The organism is Affinundibacterium flavidum (assembly GCF_014284175.1).
GTDB lineage: Bacteria > Pseudomonadota > Gammaproteobacteria > Burkholderiales > Burkholderiaceae_D > Undibacterium > Undibacterium flavidum.
This window is the reverse complement of sequence record NZ_JACOGA010000005.1, coordinates 84,699-101,891: the sequence shown is the minus strand read 5'-3', so window position 1 is coordinate 101,891 and position 17,193 is coordinate 84,699. Positions and strand designations below refer to the sequence as shown.

The window sequence follows — 17,193 nt, the reverse complement described above, 5'->3', positions numbered from 1 at the left end:
CGTTGCAACTTTGCAGCAGACCAATTGCCTCATTTTGCGTTCGCTGTGAACACATTTTAAGGAGTATAAAATTAATCTGACTCGGTTTTGAAATATAAGTACCTGTAAAATACCAATTGCACATTGAGCGGATTCCCTCAAGAATGTGGGGGATACCTAAACCACCTTATTCTTTATGTTAAAGCGCTTAATTCAGGTCTTTTTAGTAACTATTCTGCAAATTTGTATGAATTGGCACGCATGTGCTCAAAGTCAGCAGACGCAAGTGATAGCTTGGATTCCCGCATACGGAGTTGAAAAATCTATGCAAGCTTTGCAAGAGAATCCACATATAGCATTGGGTTTGACGCGGATAGGCTTGCAATTCTGGAATCCTGCTGCCGACGGTAAAAGTGTTGTGTTCGCACCGGTTGACGAGAGTGGACGGTCAGTTGATCCGGCAAAATTACTTCAAATCATTAGCTGGGCGAAGCAACGCAAGATACAAGTGCTTTTAACTGTGTATAACAATTCCCAAGTGATGAAGAAATGGGACTGGGATTTGGCCAGACGTGCTTTTAGAGATCATCCGCAAGAATTCGCTGCTTCTTTAATTAAGACCATGCATCAGTTTGAATTGGATGGCATTGATCTTGATTTGGAAGGTGAGGGCGAGCTGGATACAGACCGGGCTGACTACGCTAAATTTGTGAAAGCTTTAAGCAAACAGCTCAGAAAGCAAAAGAAATTATTGACCATTGATAGCTTTCACAGTCCCTGCATCAATGCCCCGAATATGCGTTGGTGGCGGGATTGGACGGGACATATTGATGCGATTCACAGCATGGGTTACCAAGATCTGTATGAAGGAAACTCCAATAGCTTTACCCCCGACGGCAAAGTAGCGTGCGAAGGCGGTGCTCCGATTTTCAAATATAGTTGGCAACTTGCTTACGCGAAGAAAGCTGGCTATCGCACAGATCAAATTGTACTTGGTATGCCAACTTGGCTAGCACAGTGGGGTGAGGCGGGATTGGGCTCAAGTATTTCTGCACATTTGCAAGAGGCTAAGAATTTGGGCGTAGGAATCGCTTTGTGGGATTTGCAGCTGGCTGCAAAGGAATGGCGCAGCGTCCAAACCTGGAATGAGGTTCAGCAAATACAGCAATTGAGGGCTGGAGTGAAAACTTCGCCGCGGTAAAACATTGACAATTGGCTATGAATTGATAAGTCGCTGCTGAAAAATTACGCAAAAGTCTTTGACCTGTCTCAGCAAGCTATGTATAATCCGCAGTTCCCTTGATTTTTTGTTGGTGATGTCAATAGATGTCGCTAAGAGCTCTCGGGAATCCCTATTATTTATTTGATGAGGTTTCACATGTACGCGGTCATAAAAACCGGTGGCAAACAATATAAAGTTGTCGCTGGTGAAAAACTTAAAGTAGAACAGATACCTGCAGACATTGGCTCCGAATTCACTATCGATCAAGTACTCGCTATGGGTGCTGGAGAAACCATTAAATTTGGTACTCCATTGGTCGCAGGTGCAACGGTGCTGGTTAAGGTAATCGACCAAGGTCGTCACGACAAAGTTCGCATTTTCAAAATGCGTCGTCGTAAGCATTACCAAAAGCGCCAAGGTCATCGCCAAAACTACACTGAACTGCAAATCGTTTCTATCAACGGTTAATCCCGTTAAGAACGACGTAGAGCATATTCACTAGAATTCAAGGAGCTATTAAATGGCACATAAAAAAGGCGGCGGCACCACGCGCAACGGCCGTGACTCAGAGTCAAAACGCTTAGGCGTTAAAGTTTACGGCGGCCAAGCTATCAATGCTGGCGGTATCATCGTACGTCAACGCGGTACACGTGTACACGCTGGCGAAGGCGTTGGTATGGGTAAAGATCACACTTTGTACGCTCTGGTAACAGGCAAAGTACAATTTGCAATCAAAGGCGCGTTGAAGCGTCAAACAGTGACCGTGGTTACTGCGTAATTACTGCTTAATTTTTTAAGCTGACAATTTGCTGTAAGCGCAAGCTAAAAAGAGGCTCTGCCATAGGTAGAGCCTTTTTAGTTTTCAGAAGATTTACAGGAAGTATTAATCTTTGTAAAGTTGGATGATCGTAGCGATCATCAAGGCTAATGGCTTCCTCATTAGCTTACTTTGTCTTAGAACATTGTCTATTGCTGCTAGAGAATTAAAACAGCACAATAGCCCGTTCAGACTCTCAATTCGTAATCGCCCAGTGTTCGGTTTTCAAGCGCGTCTAGATCAAGCAAGATGCCACCAAAAAGAAAGACTGGGAATCAAGGCTGAAAAGCCCTTTCGTTTAGGCGGCAAACATGAAATTTATTGACGAAGCAAGAATCGAAGTCATTGCAGGCGATGGCGGCAACGGTGTTGCCTCTTTCTGTCGTGAGAAATTCCGCCCATTTGGCGGCCCCGACGGTGGCGACGGCGGTAAAGGTGGCAGTATTTATGCGATCGGTGACCGTAATATCAACACACTGGTTGATTTCCGCTATTCCAAGTTACACAAAGCTAAAGACGGTGAAAATGGCCGTGGCGCAGATTGTTACGGCAAAGGCGCAGACGATATCCGTTTGCGTATGCCAGTTGGCACCTTGATTGTTGATCGTAATACAGATGAAGTCATCGCTGATATCACGGAACATGGTCAAGAAGTTTTATTGGCACGAGGCGGTGAAGGTGGTTGGGGTAATATCCATTTTAAATCATCGACTAACCGCGCACCGCGTCAACGTAGTGATGGTAAAGAAGGCGAACGCCGTGAACTGAAACTCGAATTAAAAGTACTGGCTGACGTTGGCTTGTTGGGTTTGCCAAATGCAGGTAAATCGACTTTCATCACCGCTGTGTCGAACGCGCGTCCTAAGATCGCTGATTATCCTTTTACCACTTTGCATCCAAATTTGGGCATGGTACGTGTCAGTCACGAAAAGAGCTTCGTGATCGCCGATATTCCAGGTTTGATTGAAGGTGCAGCGGATGGTATTGGCCTTGGCGTACAATTTTTGAAGCATTTACAACGCACCGGTTTGCTCTTGCACATCGTTGACTTAGCTCCGTTTGACGAAGGTGCAGATCCAGTCAAAGATGCAAAAGCTTTGATCAAAGAGCTGCAAAAATACGATGAAAGCTTGGCAGACAAACCACGCTGGTTAGTCTTGAATAAGCTTGATGTATTGAGCGAAGAAGATCGCAAAAAACGTGTCAAAGATTTTGTCAAACGCTTTGGCTGGAAGGGTCCAGTATTTGAAATTTCTGCGCTGACGCATGATGGTTGCCAGGCGCTGGTGAATGACATTTACGTTCATCTCGAAGAAAAACGTACAGCAGAACAGCGCTCGCAAGAGACGCAAATGAAAGAGGAAGCGCAGGGGATTTTGTCGATTGATCCGGATGATCCGCGTTTTAAAGTGATAGATTAATTCGTTTTCACAGTATCGTTTTCGACGTAAAAAGAGCCGACTTGTTCGGCTCTTTTTACGTCTAGGCTTCATTTTTCACGATTTTTCCATGATCTTTGATCGAAATAAAATTCCGAAAATTAAAACAAATTCAGAATAATGTATAATTTGTGTGATTCAATTCCGAATGAAAACGCATTATCTTATTCCTTATGCAATCCCTTATACAAAACGCCAAGCGCCTTATCGTTAAAGTTGGTTCTTCACTTGTAACTAATGAAGGTCGAGGACTCGACCGTACCGCCATCGCAAATTGGGCTCAGCAGATTGCCGCTCTGAGAGCGATGGGTAAGGAAGTTGTGTTAGTTAGCTCGGGCGCGATTGCTGAAGGCCGATTGCGTCTGGGCTTTGAGATGCGACCGACTGGCGTGCATGAGTTACAGGCATGTGCTGCCGTCGGGCAAATGGGTTTGGCGCAGATTTACGAGACGAGTTTTCGTACGCATGATCTGGGTACGGCGCAGATTCTGTTAACGCACGCTGATCTGGCCGATAGAGAACGTTATCTCAACGCGCGTTCAACTTTATTGACCTTGCTTGGCTTTGGCATCGTACCCGTGATTAATGAGAACGATACCGTCGTGACGGATGAAATCAAATTTGGGGATAACGACACGCTTGGTGCACTAGTGGCAAATCTGGTGGAAGCTGATGCCTTGATTATATTGACTGATCAAAGAGGCTTGTACACCGCCGATCCCCGTAAAAATCCAGATGCGCAATTTGTACATGAGGCGCGAGCTGGCGATGTGGCGCTGGAAGCGATGGCGGGCGGTGCTGGTACTAGTCTGGGTAGTGGCGGCATGCTGACTAAAATTCTCGCGGCAAAACGTGCGGCACGCTCTGGTGCACATACTGTGATTGCCTGGGGGCGCGAAGAGAATGTGTTAGTGCGCCTAGCGCGAGGTGAAGCAATCGGTACGCAACTGAGTTCAGATATGGCGCCACTGGCAGCTCGTAAGCAATGGATGATGGATCATTTGCAGACTTCGGGGCAAGTCACGCTTGATGCGGGAGCTGTGCTCAAATTACGTGATGAGGGAAAATCCTTGCTTGCAATCGGTGTGTGCGATGTTAAAGGCGAATTCGGTCGCGGTGCAGTGGTGACTTGTGTGGACGAAAATGGCAAGACCATCGCTAAGGGCTTAAGTAATTACAATAGTGGTGATGCCCGCAGAATCATGCGCAAGGCTTCGTCCGAGATTGAAAGTATTTTGGGGTTTGTGGAAGAACCTGAATTAATTCATCGTGATAATTTGGTGTTGCAGTAGTTTGATCTCGGTTGGTTTCTATTCATTAAACTTTACGGCACTACCAGCGAATTGTTACGTAGTCCCAGTCTGCCTTGCACATATGTCGTGATTTTTTTGGTATCGCCCCCGTGCCTGCGCAGCATGGTTGGTACGTTGTAGAGCCAGGAAGTGGTGGGATGGAGTGGGGGGATTTATTTTGCTGACTTGTTGGGTCGGTGTGCTGTGGGCGCATAGGCCAACAGCATCGATTGCAGCGGAGTAAGAGTTAATCAGTTTGATCTGTTGCGGACCTGAATCGATGTTTGGGTGCACATCCATTCAGGTCTTGATTATGGCGACAGACCCTAGTTCGTACGGCGAACTATTTCTTGAGACAAGTCGACATAAATTTCTTGCGTTCGTCACCTTTCATGCCTTTTGCATCTGCATTACAGGTTTTCATTTTCGATTGCTGTGCAGTCATTTCTTTTTCTTCGACTGCAGGTTTCGCAGACAAGCATGTTTTCATAAATGCCTTCCGTTCATCCCCTTTCTTGCCCGTCGCTTCTTTGTTACAAGTCGTCATCTTGGATTGTTGTGCGGTGGCAGCGTGCACCATCATCATTGGACAAATTAAGGCAATTGCTAAGAGTAGTTTTTTCATGCGAGGCTCCAAATAAGTAAAGCAAACAAGAGGTGAAACAAACCCGATATAAGAGACAACAATAGTTAATAAGATTAAATTTAGGACTGAGACAATTACAGAATCACTATAGAAGAGTTAGGGATTGAACGCAAACGAGTTTAACAATAGTTTATGAAGCTTAATGTACCCCTGCGTTCTCTAACAACTGTTGATATGAACTCGAATTGCGAACGGTCTTAATCGCATTCCATATCGCTCGAAATCGTTTGGGGTCACGTTGGTAGCGTTGTTGATTGATTGGTAAATACAAGTGCAAGCTGAGAAAAGGCAGAGGGTGACATTGCAAATGGTCTTTATAACGAGGATCTTGCTTTGCCATATGCAAAGCATCGATGCCTTGCAGGATCGCAACATCAGCTTCCTCTGTAATGAGTAGTTTCAGTCCATCCTCTAGCGTGCGGACTTCGCGTATCTTGTAGCCTTGCTTTTCCAGTAGACTACCCACCAAATAGCCACGTTGAACCACGATTGGCGTGCTAATTTTTCCTAAGTTCTTCCCATCCCAACTGGCTTGGCTGTTGTTGCGGATAAAAATTCTCGTGTGGTCGACGTTGAGGGCACTTGCTGTATCTACCTCGCCGCCGGGCAGGCTTGGATAGACACTAAATTGCTGACGTTCTGCCGAAACTGCTGCACCGAAATAGCCATCTAGCACCCCGTTCCTAACTTCTTCTTGGCAGCGTTTCCATGGTTTGGGAATTAATTCAAATCGCTCGCCCAATATTTCTTCAACGCGTTTCAATAATTCGATGTTCAGGCCAGTACCATTGGGTAAAGTCCACGGGTTCTGCGCTACATCTTCGTAGCAAAATTTGAGGGGCGTCAGTGCCTGTGCTTGCGCCGTGGCGGTATAGCCTATGCATAGTGCGAGTATCGAACAGTTGATCAGGCGCTGTGCTATCGTCATGACTATGCCTTGGCGAATATTGATCTGGATTTCTACGTAGAAATTAGCGGAACTATCTTCGCATAAGATGTAGACTGCCGCAATCAAGATTTTGAATTTGTCGCGAACCGAAACGCGCTGTTGCACGACTTATCGAAATGAGTTGTTTATTGGTAATTTAGCTTGCTGCTTTACAACAAATTTGCTGACGCTATGTATAGACAGGATGATAGTGAACTGAAATCGGCTAAGATAATGACGAATCAGCCAAGTCGCTTAACAGCAATGAAGAAGCTACAATGACTTTGATCCATCTCAATATTTCTAGTGCCAATCAATTGCGTGCAATCCGCCTGATGCTCTTATCTCAAGCATTGGCAGCAATTGTTCTGTTGGCGCTTTTTCGTCTCGCTGGTGCCAGCAACCTTACAGATAAAGCTAATCCCCAACCTGTGATCTACGCCTGGGCTGCGTCGATGGCGGAAGATGAACGCGGCCATTATCCTATCTCATTGTTAAAACTGGCCTTAGTAAAATCTGGCGAGGCCTACGATCCCAAACCTAGCAAACGTGACATGCCTCAATGGCGCACATTGCGTCATGTGCAATTGGGAAAGGACTTGGATGTGGTCTGGACTTTCACTACGCCTGAGCGCGAGCAAAGCCTGTTACCAATACGCATCCCGATAGATCGTGGACTATTGGGCTGGCGATTGTTGCTAATCAATGCGGCAGATGCAGAACGGTTTTCTCGGCTCGATAGTGCGGGGCAATTGCGTGCCTTGCGCTCTGGGCAGGGGCATGACTGGCCAGATTTTCCTATATTAAAAGCGAACGGATTTAAGGTCAGTCCGAGTTCCAGCTACCAAGGTTTGTTCTCTATGTTGCAACGTCAACGAATTGCCTATTTCCCTCGTTCGCTGACCGAAATTGAGCCTGAGGTAAGGGCGCACAAAGCACAGTCTCTCGTCGTTGCCCCAAAATGGGTGTTACATTATCCCGCGCCTTTGTATTTTTTCGTATCGAGAGAGAAGCCAGCGTTGGCGGCGGCCATAGAACGCGGCTTGTTGGCGGCGATTAAAGATGGCAGTATGCGACAATTATTTCAGCAGCATTTTGGTGAATCGATTGCTCATGCTAATTTAAGCCAACGCACTGTATTGACATTGACCAATCCCTTTTTGACCGAAGCCACGCCTTTGCAGCGCGCTGATTTGTGGTTTTCTCCCGCTTTAGGATTTTGAGCATGCACGCAGAGACTTTTCATCCCGAAGTTGATCGTCCCCGCAAACATATAGGCAGCAAAATTATGCTGGTCGTGCTGGCATATACCTTAGTGGTTGCGAGCCTCGTTACTGGCTTTCAGATTTATGGAGCATATAAAACTTCTTTGGATAATCTGGAGCAGCATTTTGTCGAAATTGAAAACAGCTATTTACCCAGTCTGGCTGCCGGACTTTGGTCGGTTGATGTGCCACGTATTGACGCTTTGTTAGATGGTATCGCCAAGGTTCCGGATGTTGGAAGTTTGCGCCTGAAGGGGGAGTTGCAAGACAAATGGGAGAGAAAGAATCCAGCCCATACCAAGACTTTAGCTAGTCGCCAGTTTCAAATTGTGTACCGTGAAGGATCAGATGAATTTGTCATGGGGACATTAGAAGTCGATTTGATGGCCAAAAATATTGAAAATCGCATGTGGGAAACCGCGACGAGTATTGCGATTACAACGACTGTGAGCTTGTTCATGTCGGCGTTGTTTGTGCTGTTTATCATCCGGCGTTGGATAGGGCGACACCTTGAAAAAACTGCAGACTATTTGCAGCAATTAGATTTGCTCAAGCTAGATCAGGAATTGCGTTTGGATAGGCCGGAAAACGACACCCAAGATGAATTGGATCTAGTTGTTTATGCGATTAATGCGATGCGCTTGAGTATCAAAAATGATATTCATAAACGCGATTTGTTAGATAAAGAGTTAGCCCTTTACCGTGAACAATTAGAGCATTTGGTGGCAGAGCGCACCTTGGATTTGCAAAACAAAACCATACTTTTGGAAAGCAAATCAGAAGAGTTGCTAATACAAAATCGAGAGCTGGATGCCTATGCGCATACCGTCGCGCATGACCTCAAGCAGCCGATTAGTAATTTGATGGGCGCATCCAATTTGCTGACAGCAGAAAATCTGGAATTGTCAGCAGAAAAAAATCGTGTGTTGTTATCCAGTATTCAGCAGTCATCGAAAAAGATGCATGCCATCATTGACTCTTTATTGCTGTTAGCCAGCGTCAGAAAAAACGATAATCTGAAACTGGAAAAAGTGAATTTGGAACAAACCGCGCATGAAGCTTATCAAAGACTACATCCCCTTACACTAGAGCGCCACGCACATATCACTTTTACCGGACATTGGCCACAAGTGACCGCCAACGCGCAGTGGGTGGAAGAAGTGTGGGCAAATTATCTATCGAATGCCATTAAGTATGGCGGCGACCGACCAGAGATAGAAATTGGCGTCGCTAATTTGGCGAATGGATTTGTGAAATGCTGGGTACGTGATTCCGGCGTAGGATTGACTTCAGAGCAGCAGACAAAGTTGTTTGAGCAATTCACACGCTTTGATCCTGCGGCTGCTCAAGGGCATGGTTTAGGACTATCTATCGTGCAACGCATTGTACATAAATTGGGTGGGGAAGTTGGATATGAGAGCTCTTTGCAGGGCGGCAGTATTTTCTGGTTCACACTGCATATTGCTGGATAGACGTGTGGTCTAAGTAATCTGATTTTTTACGTCGTCCCAATAAATTAGCTCGGAATTTTAAGCAAATATTACAAGCACAAGTGTGAATTTAGTCCAGTGCTCGCGATATGATCGAATGAATAAAGTCGTAGTCGCTGACCCATCGAGGCGATACGCAGCAAAGCAGTTTTAATAGATTTCAATAGACCTTAACAGACCTCAGTTGTCCTCAATAGAGCTGAAGAGCTGAAAAGGCGAACAGTAATTACATACAAGTTTTACCAAGATAGTCATCATCAATGGATGTTGTTTAACGAGGAGGCAGGTATGTTGCGAAACTTAACTATTCGCGCGAAGTTGATCGCCAGTTTGGTGATCTTGAGCTTGGTCGCGTTCTTGATCGGCGTTGGTGGATTTCTTGCGCTGTCGAGTAGTAATAATTCCATCAAGACAATCTACGACGATAGATTAATCGCACTCACGCAATTAGATGAAGTGATTGGGCTGATACAGAGAAATCAAATTGCGATTTCCAGAGCTGCCGTGGAAACCCCAGATCAGGTAACCAAAAGTCTACAAGAAATCGAAGCCAATCGTAATCAGGCGAACAGGGTGTGGGCTGAGTATATGGCCACATTTTTGACGCCAGAAGAAAAGAAGCTGGCACAACAGTTTGAACAAAATCGCGCGATGTTCTTGAATCAAGCTTTGAATCCAGCGATTGCAGCTCTGAAAAGTAATGACGCTGACGCGGTCAAACAATTGGTGACGCAAAAACTCGGCGAACACTTTTCACCTTTGCGTGAAACCATGTCGGATCTAATTCGACTGCAAGCGCGTGTGGCGAAGGAAGAGTATGACAAGTCGCAGAACGCATTTGCTAATTTCAAATTGATTACGGCTGTTTGCCTTGGTGTGTCCTTAATTATTTCCCTAGGCATGGGTATCTGGTTAATGAATAGCATAGTCAAACCAATTCGCGAAGCGGTCATGGTGGCAGAGACCGTCGCCGCTGGCGATTTGACCAGAAACATCGATAGCGATTCCAATGATGAATTAGGTAGTTTGTTGCAAGCATTAAAAAAAATGAGCGCAAGCTTGACGTCAATCGTGAGCCAAGTACGCATTGGCACTGACACGATTGCTACTGCGTCGAGCGAGATTGCCGCTGGTAATTTGGAATTATCATCTCGCACTGAACAGCAAGCGAGCTCATTGGAAGAAACGGCTGCATCGATGGAAGAAATTACGTCGACCGTTAAACAAAATGCGGATAACTCTAAGCAAGCTCATGTCTTGACTGGCTCAGCATCGGAAGTTGCCGCGCGAGGTGGCGTCGTGGTGTCGCAAGTGGTGTCGACGATGAATTCCATCAATGAATCTTCCAAGAAAATCGTCGACATTATCAGCGTGATTGATGGTATCGCTTTTCAAACCAATATCCTTGCCTTAAATGCTGCGGTCGAAGCCGCGCGTGCCGGGGAGCAAGGACGAGGGTTTGCGGTAGTCGCGTCTGAGGTGAGAAACTTGGCGCAGCGTAGTGCAGCGGCAGCTAAAGAAATTAAGGAGTTGATCAATAACTCGGTAGAAAAAGTCGATGCAGGTTCACGCCTCGTGCATCAAGCGGGCGACACGATGGGGGAAGTCGTGGATAGTGTTAAGCGCGTTAGTGATATTGTTGCCGAGATCACTGCAGCTAGCTCAGAACAATCGACGGGTATAGATCAAATCAATCAGGCAGTCATGCAAATGGATACAGTGACTCAGCAAAATGCTTCATTGGTCGAAGAAGCTGCCGCAGCGGCCGAATCATTGCAAAATCAAGCCCGAACTTTGGCAGAGTTGGTCAGCTTCTTTAAAGTGCCAGCGCTATCCTCTTATCAGTCTATCAGTCGACTTCAGGCTTGAGAATTTCTGGTTAATCCTTTTACGCTGTATAGCGACGTGTCGTGAGTTTATGTGAACCTACGTGGTCTTTTTGAATATGAGCAGACGGTTATTGGCGGGCATTTCCAAGTCCGCCAATAGTTTGAATTGTTGTTGCGCGGCGAGTGCTTCTACATCGGCGATATCCCGTATGCCGCGATGGCTAGACTGACGCTTCAATGATGCATCGAATTCTTGATTGCTGATACTAGTAAATTGTCCACCATAATTGAAAGGGCCGTAGATAATAAATTTTCCATTCTGTGCGAGTACGTGACAAGCACCTGCGAACATTTTTTCTACTTCTTCCCAATGCATAATGTGACAGGTGTTCGCGGTGAAAACCGCATCGTAGGACTGGGTTGGCCAAGAGTCATTCGCTACATCTAAAGCAAGTGGAGCAAGTGCGCGGGAGTTTCCCTCCTCGTTGATCCAAGCTTGAATACTAGGATGATTTTCCACTCTATCACTAGTTTGCCATTTCAGATGTGGCAAGTGACGACTGAAATAGACTGCATGCTGGCCAGTGCCACTACCGATTTCCAGAACCTGTTGCGCATCGGCTAAATATTCTTGCAGATGTTGCAGTATCGGTTCTTGATTTCGTTCGCAGGCCAGGGAAAATTGTTTTTGTGTATGCATCGCGTTTGGTTCGTTTAGTTTGGTTCGTTGCTTAAGTTCGCGTAGTTCAGTTCGCTTCATTCAATTTGCTAAATTCATTCCGATGACGTTGAGGCTCATATTTTTGATTAAATAATCTCCTTGGCATTTTCGCCATGATACTGACAATTGGTCAGTCGCTCTTGAACGGTGCATCCTTGTCCGTTTTAGTGCATACCGACCCAAAATGTTGCCTTTGGCGTCCTGCTCTTGCACTGTACCAGAATCAATCTGGTTTATTGTTGTATCCATGTGGACTTAAATTGACTTCGGTTTTTCTTGGTGTCATGATGAATTTACCTTGCTTGTCTGCGCGCCCCATTTCTTTTTTTTCCACTTAGTGTGATCTTTTTGTTTGGAGGTTTTCAATGCAGCACTTCAGCCCCAAAAAATCCGTACTGGCAGTCGCCATAACTTCCCTCTTTTGTGTCCCATTTGGTTTGATGCAAACAGCTTCAGCACAATCTACAACGACACAGACCGCGCAGACACAAGATGAAAAGCCGACATCAGTCATCGTTACTGGCACGCGTATGCAAAATCGCTCAGCGACAAATACCTCTGCCCCGGTCGACGTGATTTCAGCAGAATCATTGAAAAATCTGGGTGTGAGTGAAATTAATCAGGCCCTATCGGTTGCGCTGCCTTCGTTAAACTTTCCTCGTCCTGGATTGACCGATGGTACAGACACCATACGCCCTGCAACACTAAGGGGATTGGGACCAGATCAGACCTTAGTCTTGGTTAATTCTAAACGCCGGCATTCTTCCGCCTTAGTCAATGTGAACGGCACTGTGGGGCGTGGCGCTGCCGCTGTCGATCTGAACACCATTCCAAGTGCAATTGTTAAAAACATAGAAGTTTTGCGCGACGGTGCTTCCGCACAATACGGATCAGATGCTTTGTCCGGCGTTATTAATTTGCGCCTGCGTCAAGATCGTGATGGCGGTGAGGCCACCGCAAGTTATGGTGAACGCATTACTGAATTCGATTACATCCCTAGTACACCGCCAACAGGTGCTGGTTGGACCGCGCCAGGTACGTCGCGTAGTCGCCACGATGGCAATACCGCGACCGTCAGTATTTGGAAGGGCCTATCATTTGGCGAAACAGGTTATGTCACCGTGGCTGCTGAATTGAAAGATCAGAAGCATACGGAACGTGCTGGTTGGGATTTCCGCCAACAATATCCCTTGGTGAATGGTGCTTTTGATCCGCGTGAAAAAAGCGCGAATCGCTTTGATGCTTGGTATGGTGAGCCGCAATTAAAGCAATCAACAGCCTTTATCAATGCGGGTGAAACTTTGGCGGGCGGCGTCAAAATTTATGGTTGGTCTAGCTATCAACGGCGCGATGCGCTTTCTGCCGGATTCTTCCGTCGCCCTTTACAGGATCAAAATATTCTGGCGATTTACCCAGACGGGTTCCTGCCAAAAATTGCACCACTAGTCGATGATTACAGTGCGAGCGCTGGTGTGAGTTGGTTAGCGGGCGAGTGGGATTTGGATGCGTCGCTCGGCTACGGCAAGAATAAAATGCAATTTACGATCAAAGACACTTTGAATCGTTCCATCGGGCCGAGCAGCAAAACACAGTTTAATGCAGGTGGATTTTCTTATGACCAACTAGTGTTCAATCTGTCTGCGGTGAGAAGTTTTAACATGCCAGAATTGTCGTCGCCTCTGAGTTTTGCAACCGGATTTGAAGCGCGTCGAGAGGGGTATAGCTTATTTGCTGGCGAACCCGATTCTTATCGTTTTGGTGGCGAAAAATTAGCTAACGGCACTCCTACCGCACCAGGTGCGCAGGTTTTCCCAGGTTTTACGCCCGCAAACGCGTCAAATAATAATCGTAGTGCGATTGGCGCATATATTGACTTAGAAACTAACTTCACTAAAGACTGGCAAGCATCGGCGGCTGTGCGTGCTGAGCATTATTCTGATTTCGGGAATAACGTCACTGGAAAAATTGCAACACGTTACGACTTTAGTAAAGAATTCGGTCTTCGTGGATCGCTGCAAAACGGTTTCCGTGCACCGTCACCGCAGCAACAATTTTTCACATCCACTGCGACGAATTTTATTAATGGTGTTCCTTTCGAGATTACGACTTTCAAGCCAACAGACCCTGCCGCAGTTGCTCTAGGCGCAAAACCCCTCGATGCAGAAAAATCATTTAATCAATCTTTGGGCGCTGTATTTAGCTTGGGTAAGTTGGGCATTACAGTCGACGCGTATCGGATACAGCTGAGTAATCGTATCGTTCTCTCCGAAAACTTGACCGCGACCAATGTCCGTAATTATTTGACCGCGCAGGGCTTTATTGGTATTGGTGGGGGACGTTTCTTCATCAATGGCGTCGATACCACGACGAAGGGTCTCGATATCGTATCGAATTGGCCGATGCTGACCGAATCGGCAGGGCGATTTGATTTCACTCTGGCGGGAAACTTCACTAAAACTGAAGTAAGCAAAGTACCGCAAACAGCGCAATTGGCGGCCTTGACGCCAGCGCCGGTATTGTTCGATCGTATCAATGTATTGTCATTAGAACGTGGCCAACCGCGCAACAAAATTAATGCTAGTGTAGATTGGAAGTTAGCCGACTATGCTGCCACTATCCGAGCGACACGTTATGGTGAAGTACTCGATCCTGGTACGACAGCTGCGCTTGATCAAACGCTGTCGCCAAAAACTTTGGTGGATGTCGAGTTGCGTTATTCCCTTAGCAAACGCTTGAAGCTGGCAGTCGGTGCGGATAATATTTTTGACGTATATGCCGATGCCCGCTTGCCAGCATTAAACACAACTGGAGCAACTTCATTCTCCAATTTCTCACCATTTGGACGTTCGGGACGCTTTGTTTATGTACGACTGAGTTATAGCTTGTAGGCCTTGGCCTAGGCTTAAGCGGAGAAGATGCGACTGGGTGTGGCGTGCTTAAGCCTACTTAGATTGAGTGAGTTTGTCGGCCATAAATAAGAAAGTGTCGTGTACCTTGCGCACACCTTTCGTATATCTATGTATATCAATTCGGCAGAAAACGGGCGAAGAAATTTTCGCCCGTTTCTCATAGCGCTACCGTGCCAGCTTGCGGTAAGCAGAAATTTAAGTGACTAAGCGATATACTGCTGCTTTTTGCGTTCGCAGGATTCACTCAATTATGACAATCACGATTTACCACAATCCTAAATGCGGCACGTCCCGCAACACCTTGGCTCTTATTCGCAATAGTGGTGCAGAGCCTGAAATTATTTCCTACCTGAGCAATCCACCGAGCCAGCAAACATTGCGAGAAATGATCAGCGCAATGGGACTGAGTGTGCGTGAAGTCATGCGTCAAAAAGAAAGCGTGTTTGAAGAGCTGCAATTAGCGGATGCAAAATGGAGTGACGATGCACTGATCGATTTCATGGTCGAACATCCAATATTGATGAATCGTCCCATCGTCGTCACACCCTTGGGTGTGCGTTTGTGCCGACCGTCTGAATTGGTTCTTGATATTCTACCTTCACAGCAGCTTGGTGCATTCACTAAAGAAGACGGAGAGGCAGTGATTGATGCCAACGGTAAGCGCATAACAAGCACGTAGTAACCGTAAGCAAGTGTATAGCAAGCGCATAGTAAGCGTGCTCATACTTAAGACCGAAATAAGTGTCACCGCATAGACGGACACTAAAGCACATGTACTTGATGTCGGTACATGTGCTTTAGTGGAGCTTGTCGTATTTATTTTTCACTCAGCGTTTCGTGAATACGACCGACTTCCATCATTGCCGCGGAACCATACCATTTATGATATTCGGCAATCATCTCTCCTTTAATGATGACGGGATCGGTTGCCGTCAATTGTTTGGCTTCTTCAATATCTTTGACTGCAAAAATGAATAAGCCACGCCAGCCTTCTACACCGTCAAATGGACCTGCCACGGCGAGCTTTCCCTCCGCCGCCAGACGCGTGATGTTGGCGAAGTGGCCGGCAAACATCTCGTCCCGCTCTTTTCCCGGTGCGACTTTATTCGGGCCAGTTTTTAACACGACCAAAACATAACTACGCATACCGCGTTGATCAGCACCTAAACGTCGTGCAGTCTCCGCATCATATTTAGGATTTTGCGCAAGCGCGCTGAAGCTCAATAAGCTAGTGAATAGCGCTAAAGATAAATACTTCAATGAGATCATGATTTCCTCGCAATAGGTTGGGAACGATGGTGCATTTTTGCTGATGCTAACGGTGCTGCAAGTCCTTCGACTAGGTAGCTGAGTATGATGTTACGACTGAGATAGTTGTTATTTAAAAATTTCTATTTTTTAAAATGTCGCATTCGGCAGACAGAGTCTTTCTTTGGCCGCTTGAATTGCTTGAATTGAGGCAGGTTTGCGTAGGCAAGCTCTCACTTTCGGTGCACAATAAGTTGGCAGTCTTTGAATTGATTTACCTACTGAAATGTAAAACCATCATAGCAAAGCTAGCGCAAGGTACACAAGACAGGATAGATACTTTTTGACGATTCAATTTTTTGAATTGGAATTAAATTGGGCAGGTACTTATTTCAGTCAGATTGGCGTCAGCGATTGAGACAATTGCTGCGCTCTACTTGTGTCCTGTTGTACCTTCTATCGGCTACACACGCAATTGCGGACTGCTCGAGACCGATACAAGTTCCTGTCGCGGTGGCAGGCTATAGCGTGATGTATAAAGATCATAAGTATTACGGCATCATGCCAGATTTTTTGAGCCTGATTGAGGCTAAATCAAATTGTCGTTTCGTGTATTATTACGTGCCAAAAAATCGCCAAGAGAATCTATTTGAAAGTGGCAAAGCGGACTTGTTGATTGCAACCGTACGTACCGCTAAGCGTGACAAATCTGGAACTTTCATATCTTTATTTCAGCTGCGGGCGACCGTGATTTCTATCGAAGATCAGCATGCGGTCATACAGAGCGTGCAAGACTTACTGTCGCGTAACGACTTACGATTGGTTGTGGTTCGTGCGTATGATTACGGCCCTGCCTACCAATCGATTTTGGAAGAGATGAACCGACTTGGCAGATTGACGATTGAGCCCGATCCAGTTTCGGCAGCACGCACGATGCTGAATAATCCGCGCTATGTGACTATCATGGCACCGACTTTGTTTTTTGGTGTCGTCCAAACCGAGGCTTTGCTAAAGCCGCTGAGCGGAAAATTACGCTATGATAAATTGGATGAATTGCCCTGGACTGCGAGCGGCATTTATATTTCGAACTCATCTTTGCAAGCAAACGACCATAACTATCTGAAAGCCGTATTGGAAAAATACGCCGCGACTGACGCAGTGTGGAAGTCCTATCTCAGCCTCTACCCACCAGAAGTCGTCAAAATAGCTTTACGTCAGCGCGAAGCTGCACAATAAGCTAGCTCTTCCTCCCCTACATTGACTATCGCGATGTTTGATCGCTTTGTTTATCTTTGTCTGCTTGTTTGCCTTGAGTTGTGATCGTGTCTGAGTGTGGTATGTCTGATCTCAATTTCAGGAAATTCGCTAGCATTTAGCCGGAACTAAGCTAAGATTCAGCGGTCTGAAA

Annotated in this window: 15 protein-coding genes; 11 read left to right on the top strand and 4 right to left on the bottom strand. The window is 46.1% G+C overall.

The features are described 5' to 3' along the window. Nucleotides 1-226: 226 nt before the first annotated feature. From H8K55_RS06610 to proB, 5 genes are all read left to right on the top strand, one after another. Complete coding sequence (locus tag H8K55_RS06610; RefSeq protein ID WP_186941288.1) at nucleotides 227-1,180, top strand: glycosyl hydrolase family 18 protein; 954 nt, start codon at nucleotides 227-229, stop codon at nucleotides 1,178-1,180. Nucleotides 1,181-1,357: 177 nt separating this feature from the next. Then, complete coding sequence (gene rplU / locus H8K55_RS06605) at nucleotides 1,358-1,669, top strand: 50S ribosomal protein L21 (protein ID WP_186892095.1); 312 nt, start codon at nucleotides 1,358-1,360, stop codon at nucleotides 1,667-1,669. Nucleotides 1,670-1,721: 52 nt separating this feature from the next. Further along, nucleotides 1,722-1,979 carry a 50S ribosomal protein L27 gene (gene rpmA, locus H8K55_RS06600; protein ID WP_186941287.1) on the top strand — a complete coding sequence of 86 codons (258 nt, stop codon included), beginning with the start codon at nucleotides 1,722-1,724 and terminating at the stop codon, nucleotides 1,977-1,979. 350 nt (nucleotides 1,980-2,329) lie between these two features. Next, a complete protein-coding gene (cgtA, locus tag H8K55_RS06595) occupies nucleotides 2,330-3,439 on the top strand; it encodes an Obg family GTPase CgtA (protein WP_186941286.1) in 1,110 nt (369 codons plus the stop codon). Nucleotides 3,440-3,630: 191 nt separating this feature from the next. Next, complete coding sequence (proB, locus tag H8K55_RS06590; RefSeq protein WP_186941285.1) at nucleotides 3,631-4,749, top strand: glutamate 5-kinase; 1,119 nt, start codon at nucleotides 3,631-3,633, stop codon at nucleotides 4,747-4,749. A gap of 343 nt (nucleotides 4,750-5,092) precedes the next feature. Here proB and H8K55_RS06585 read toward each other — a convergent pair whose 3' ends face one another. Further along, nucleotides 5,093-5,374: a PsiF family protein gene (locus tag H8K55_RS06585; RefSeq protein ID WP_186941284.1), complete on the bottom strand. Its 282-nt coding sequence runs from the start codon at nucleotides 5,372-5,374 to the stop codon at nucleotides 5,093-5,095. A gap of 160 nt (nucleotides 5,375-5,534) precedes the next feature. After that, nucleotides 5,535-6,449, bottom strand: a complete 915-nt coding sequence (locus H8K55_RS06580; RefSeq protein ID WP_186941283.1) for a type 2 periplasmic-binding domain-containing protein — start codon at nucleotides 6,447-6,449, stop codon at nucleotides 5,535-5,537. Between the two features lie 152 nt (nucleotides 6,450-6,601). Here H8K55_RS06580 and H8K55_RS06575 point away from each other — a divergent pair, with 152 nt between their 5' ends. The 3 genes from H8K55_RS06575 (at nucleotide 6,602) to H8K55_RS22150 (ending at nucleotide 10,947) form a co-directional block, all read left to right on the top strand. Continuing rightward, nucleotides 6,602-7,546 carry a type 2 periplasmic-binding domain-containing protein gene (locus H8K55_RS06575; RefSeq protein WP_186941282.1) on the top strand — a complete coding sequence of 315 codons (945 nt, stop codon included), beginning with the start codon at nucleotides 6,602-6,604 and terminating at the stop codon, nucleotides 7,544-7,546. Nucleotides 7,547-7,548: 2 nt separating this feature from the next. Continuing rightward, nucleotides 7,549-9,060, top strand: coding sequence for a sensor histidine kinase (locus H8K55_RS06570; protein ID WP_186941281.1), 1,512 nt, complete (start codon nucleotides 7,549-7,551; stop codon nucleotides 9,058-9,060). Between the two features lie 306 nt (nucleotides 9,061-9,366). After that, the gene (locus H8K55_RS22150; RefSeq protein WP_186941280.1) at nucleotides 9,367-10,947 is read left to right on the top strand and encodes a methyl-accepting chemotaxis protein; all 1,581 of its coding nucleotides are present in this window, start codon (nucleotides 9,367-9,369) and stop codon (nucleotides 10,945-10,947) included. 57 nt (nucleotides 10,948-11,004) lie between these two features. Here the strand turns inward: H8K55_RS22150 and H8K55_RS06560 are convergent, their stop codons facing one another. After that, nucleotides 11,005-11,667, bottom strand: a complete 663-nt coding sequence (locus H8K55_RS06560) for a DUF938 domain-containing protein (protein WP_329605004.1) — start codon at nucleotides 11,665-11,667, stop codon at nucleotides 11,005-11,007. A 326-nt stretch (nucleotides 11,668-11,993) separates the two neighbouring features. Between H8K55_RS06560 and H8K55_RS06555 the strand changes: the two genes are divergently transcribed. Then, entirely contained in the window at nucleotides 11,994-14,516 is a 2,523-nt protein-coding gene (locus H8K55_RS06555; protein ID WP_186941279.1) for a TonB-dependent receptor plug domain-containing protein, read from the top strand. A gap of 271 nt (nucleotides 14,517-14,787) precedes the next feature. Next, nucleotides 14,788-15,216: an arsenate reductase (glutaredoxin) gene (arsC, locus tag H8K55_RS06550; protein WP_186941278.1), complete on the top strand. Its 429-nt coding sequence runs from the start codon at nucleotides 14,788-14,790 to the stop codon at nucleotides 15,214-15,216. A 137-nt stretch (nucleotides 15,217-15,353) separates the two neighbouring features. Here arsC and H8K55_RS06545 read toward each other — a convergent pair whose 3' ends face one another. Then, entirely contained in the window at nucleotides 15,354-15,806 is a 453-nt protein-coding gene (locus H8K55_RS06545) for a YciI family protein (RefSeq protein ID WP_186941277.1), read from the bottom strand. 510 nt (nucleotides 15,807-16,316) lie between these two features. On the opposite strand from H8K55_RS06545, the gene H8K55_RS06540 reads away from it, so the two are divergent. After that, a complete protein-coding gene (locus H8K55_RS06540; protein ID WP_186941276.1) occupies nucleotides 16,317-17,021 on the top strand; it encodes a type 2 periplasmic-binding domain-containing protein in 705 nt (234 codons plus the stop codon). The last annotated feature ends 172 nt before the right edge of the window (nucleotides 17,022-17,193 follow it).

Coding starts and splice junctions, on each gene's coding strand:
- H8K55_RS06610 (WP_186941288.1), top strand. CDS start 227: ATGAATTGGCACGCATGTGCTCAAAGTCAGCAGACGCAAGTGATAGCT.
- rplU (WP_186892095.1), top strand. CDS start 1,358: ATGTACGCGGTCATAAAAACCGGTGGCAAACAATATAAAGTTGTCGCT.
- rpmA (WP_186941287.1), top strand. CDS start 1,722: ATGGCACATAAAAAAGGCGGCGGCACCACGCGCAACGGCCGTGACTCA.
- cgtA (WP_186941286.1), top strand. CDS start 2,330: ATGAAATTTATTGACGAAGCAAGAATCGAAGTCATTGCAGGCGATGGC.
- proB (WP_186941285.1), top strand. CDS start 3,631: ATGCAATCCCTTATACAAAACGCCAAGCGCCTTATCGTTAAAGTTGGT.
- H8K55_RS06585 (WP_186941284.1), bottom strand. CDS start 5,374: ATGAAAAAACTACTCTTAGCAATTGCCTTAATTTGTCCAATGATGATG.
- H8K55_RS06575 (WP_186941282.1), top strand. CDS start 6,602: ATGACTTTGATCCATCTCAATATTTCTAGTGCCAATCAATTGCGTGCA.
- H8K55_RS06570 (WP_186941281.1), top strand. CDS start 7,549: ATGCACGCAGAGACTTTTCATCCCGAAGTTGATCGTCCCCGCAAACAT.
- H8K55_RS22150 (WP_186941280.1), top strand. CDS start 9,367: ATGTTGCGAAACTTAACTATTCGCGCGAAGTTGATCGCCAGTTTGGTG.
- H8K55_RS06560 (WP_329605004.1), bottom strand. CDS start 11,667: ATGAAGCGAACTGAACTACGCGAACTTAAGCAACGAACCAAACTAAAC.
- H8K55_RS06555 (WP_186941279.1), top strand. CDS start 11,994: ATGCAGCACTTCAGCCCCAAAAAATCCGTACTGGCAGTCGCCATAACT.
- arsC (WP_186941278.1), top strand. CDS start 14,788: ATGACAATCACGATTTACCACAATCCTAAATGCGGCACGTCCCGCAAC.
- H8K55_RS06545 (WP_186941277.1), bottom strand. CDS start 15,806: ATGATCTCATTGAAGTATTTATCTTTAGCGCTATTCACTAGCTTATTG.
- H8K55_RS06540 (WP_186941276.1), top strand. CDS start 16,317: ATGTATAAAGATCATAAGTATTACGGCATCATGCCAGATTTTTTGAGC.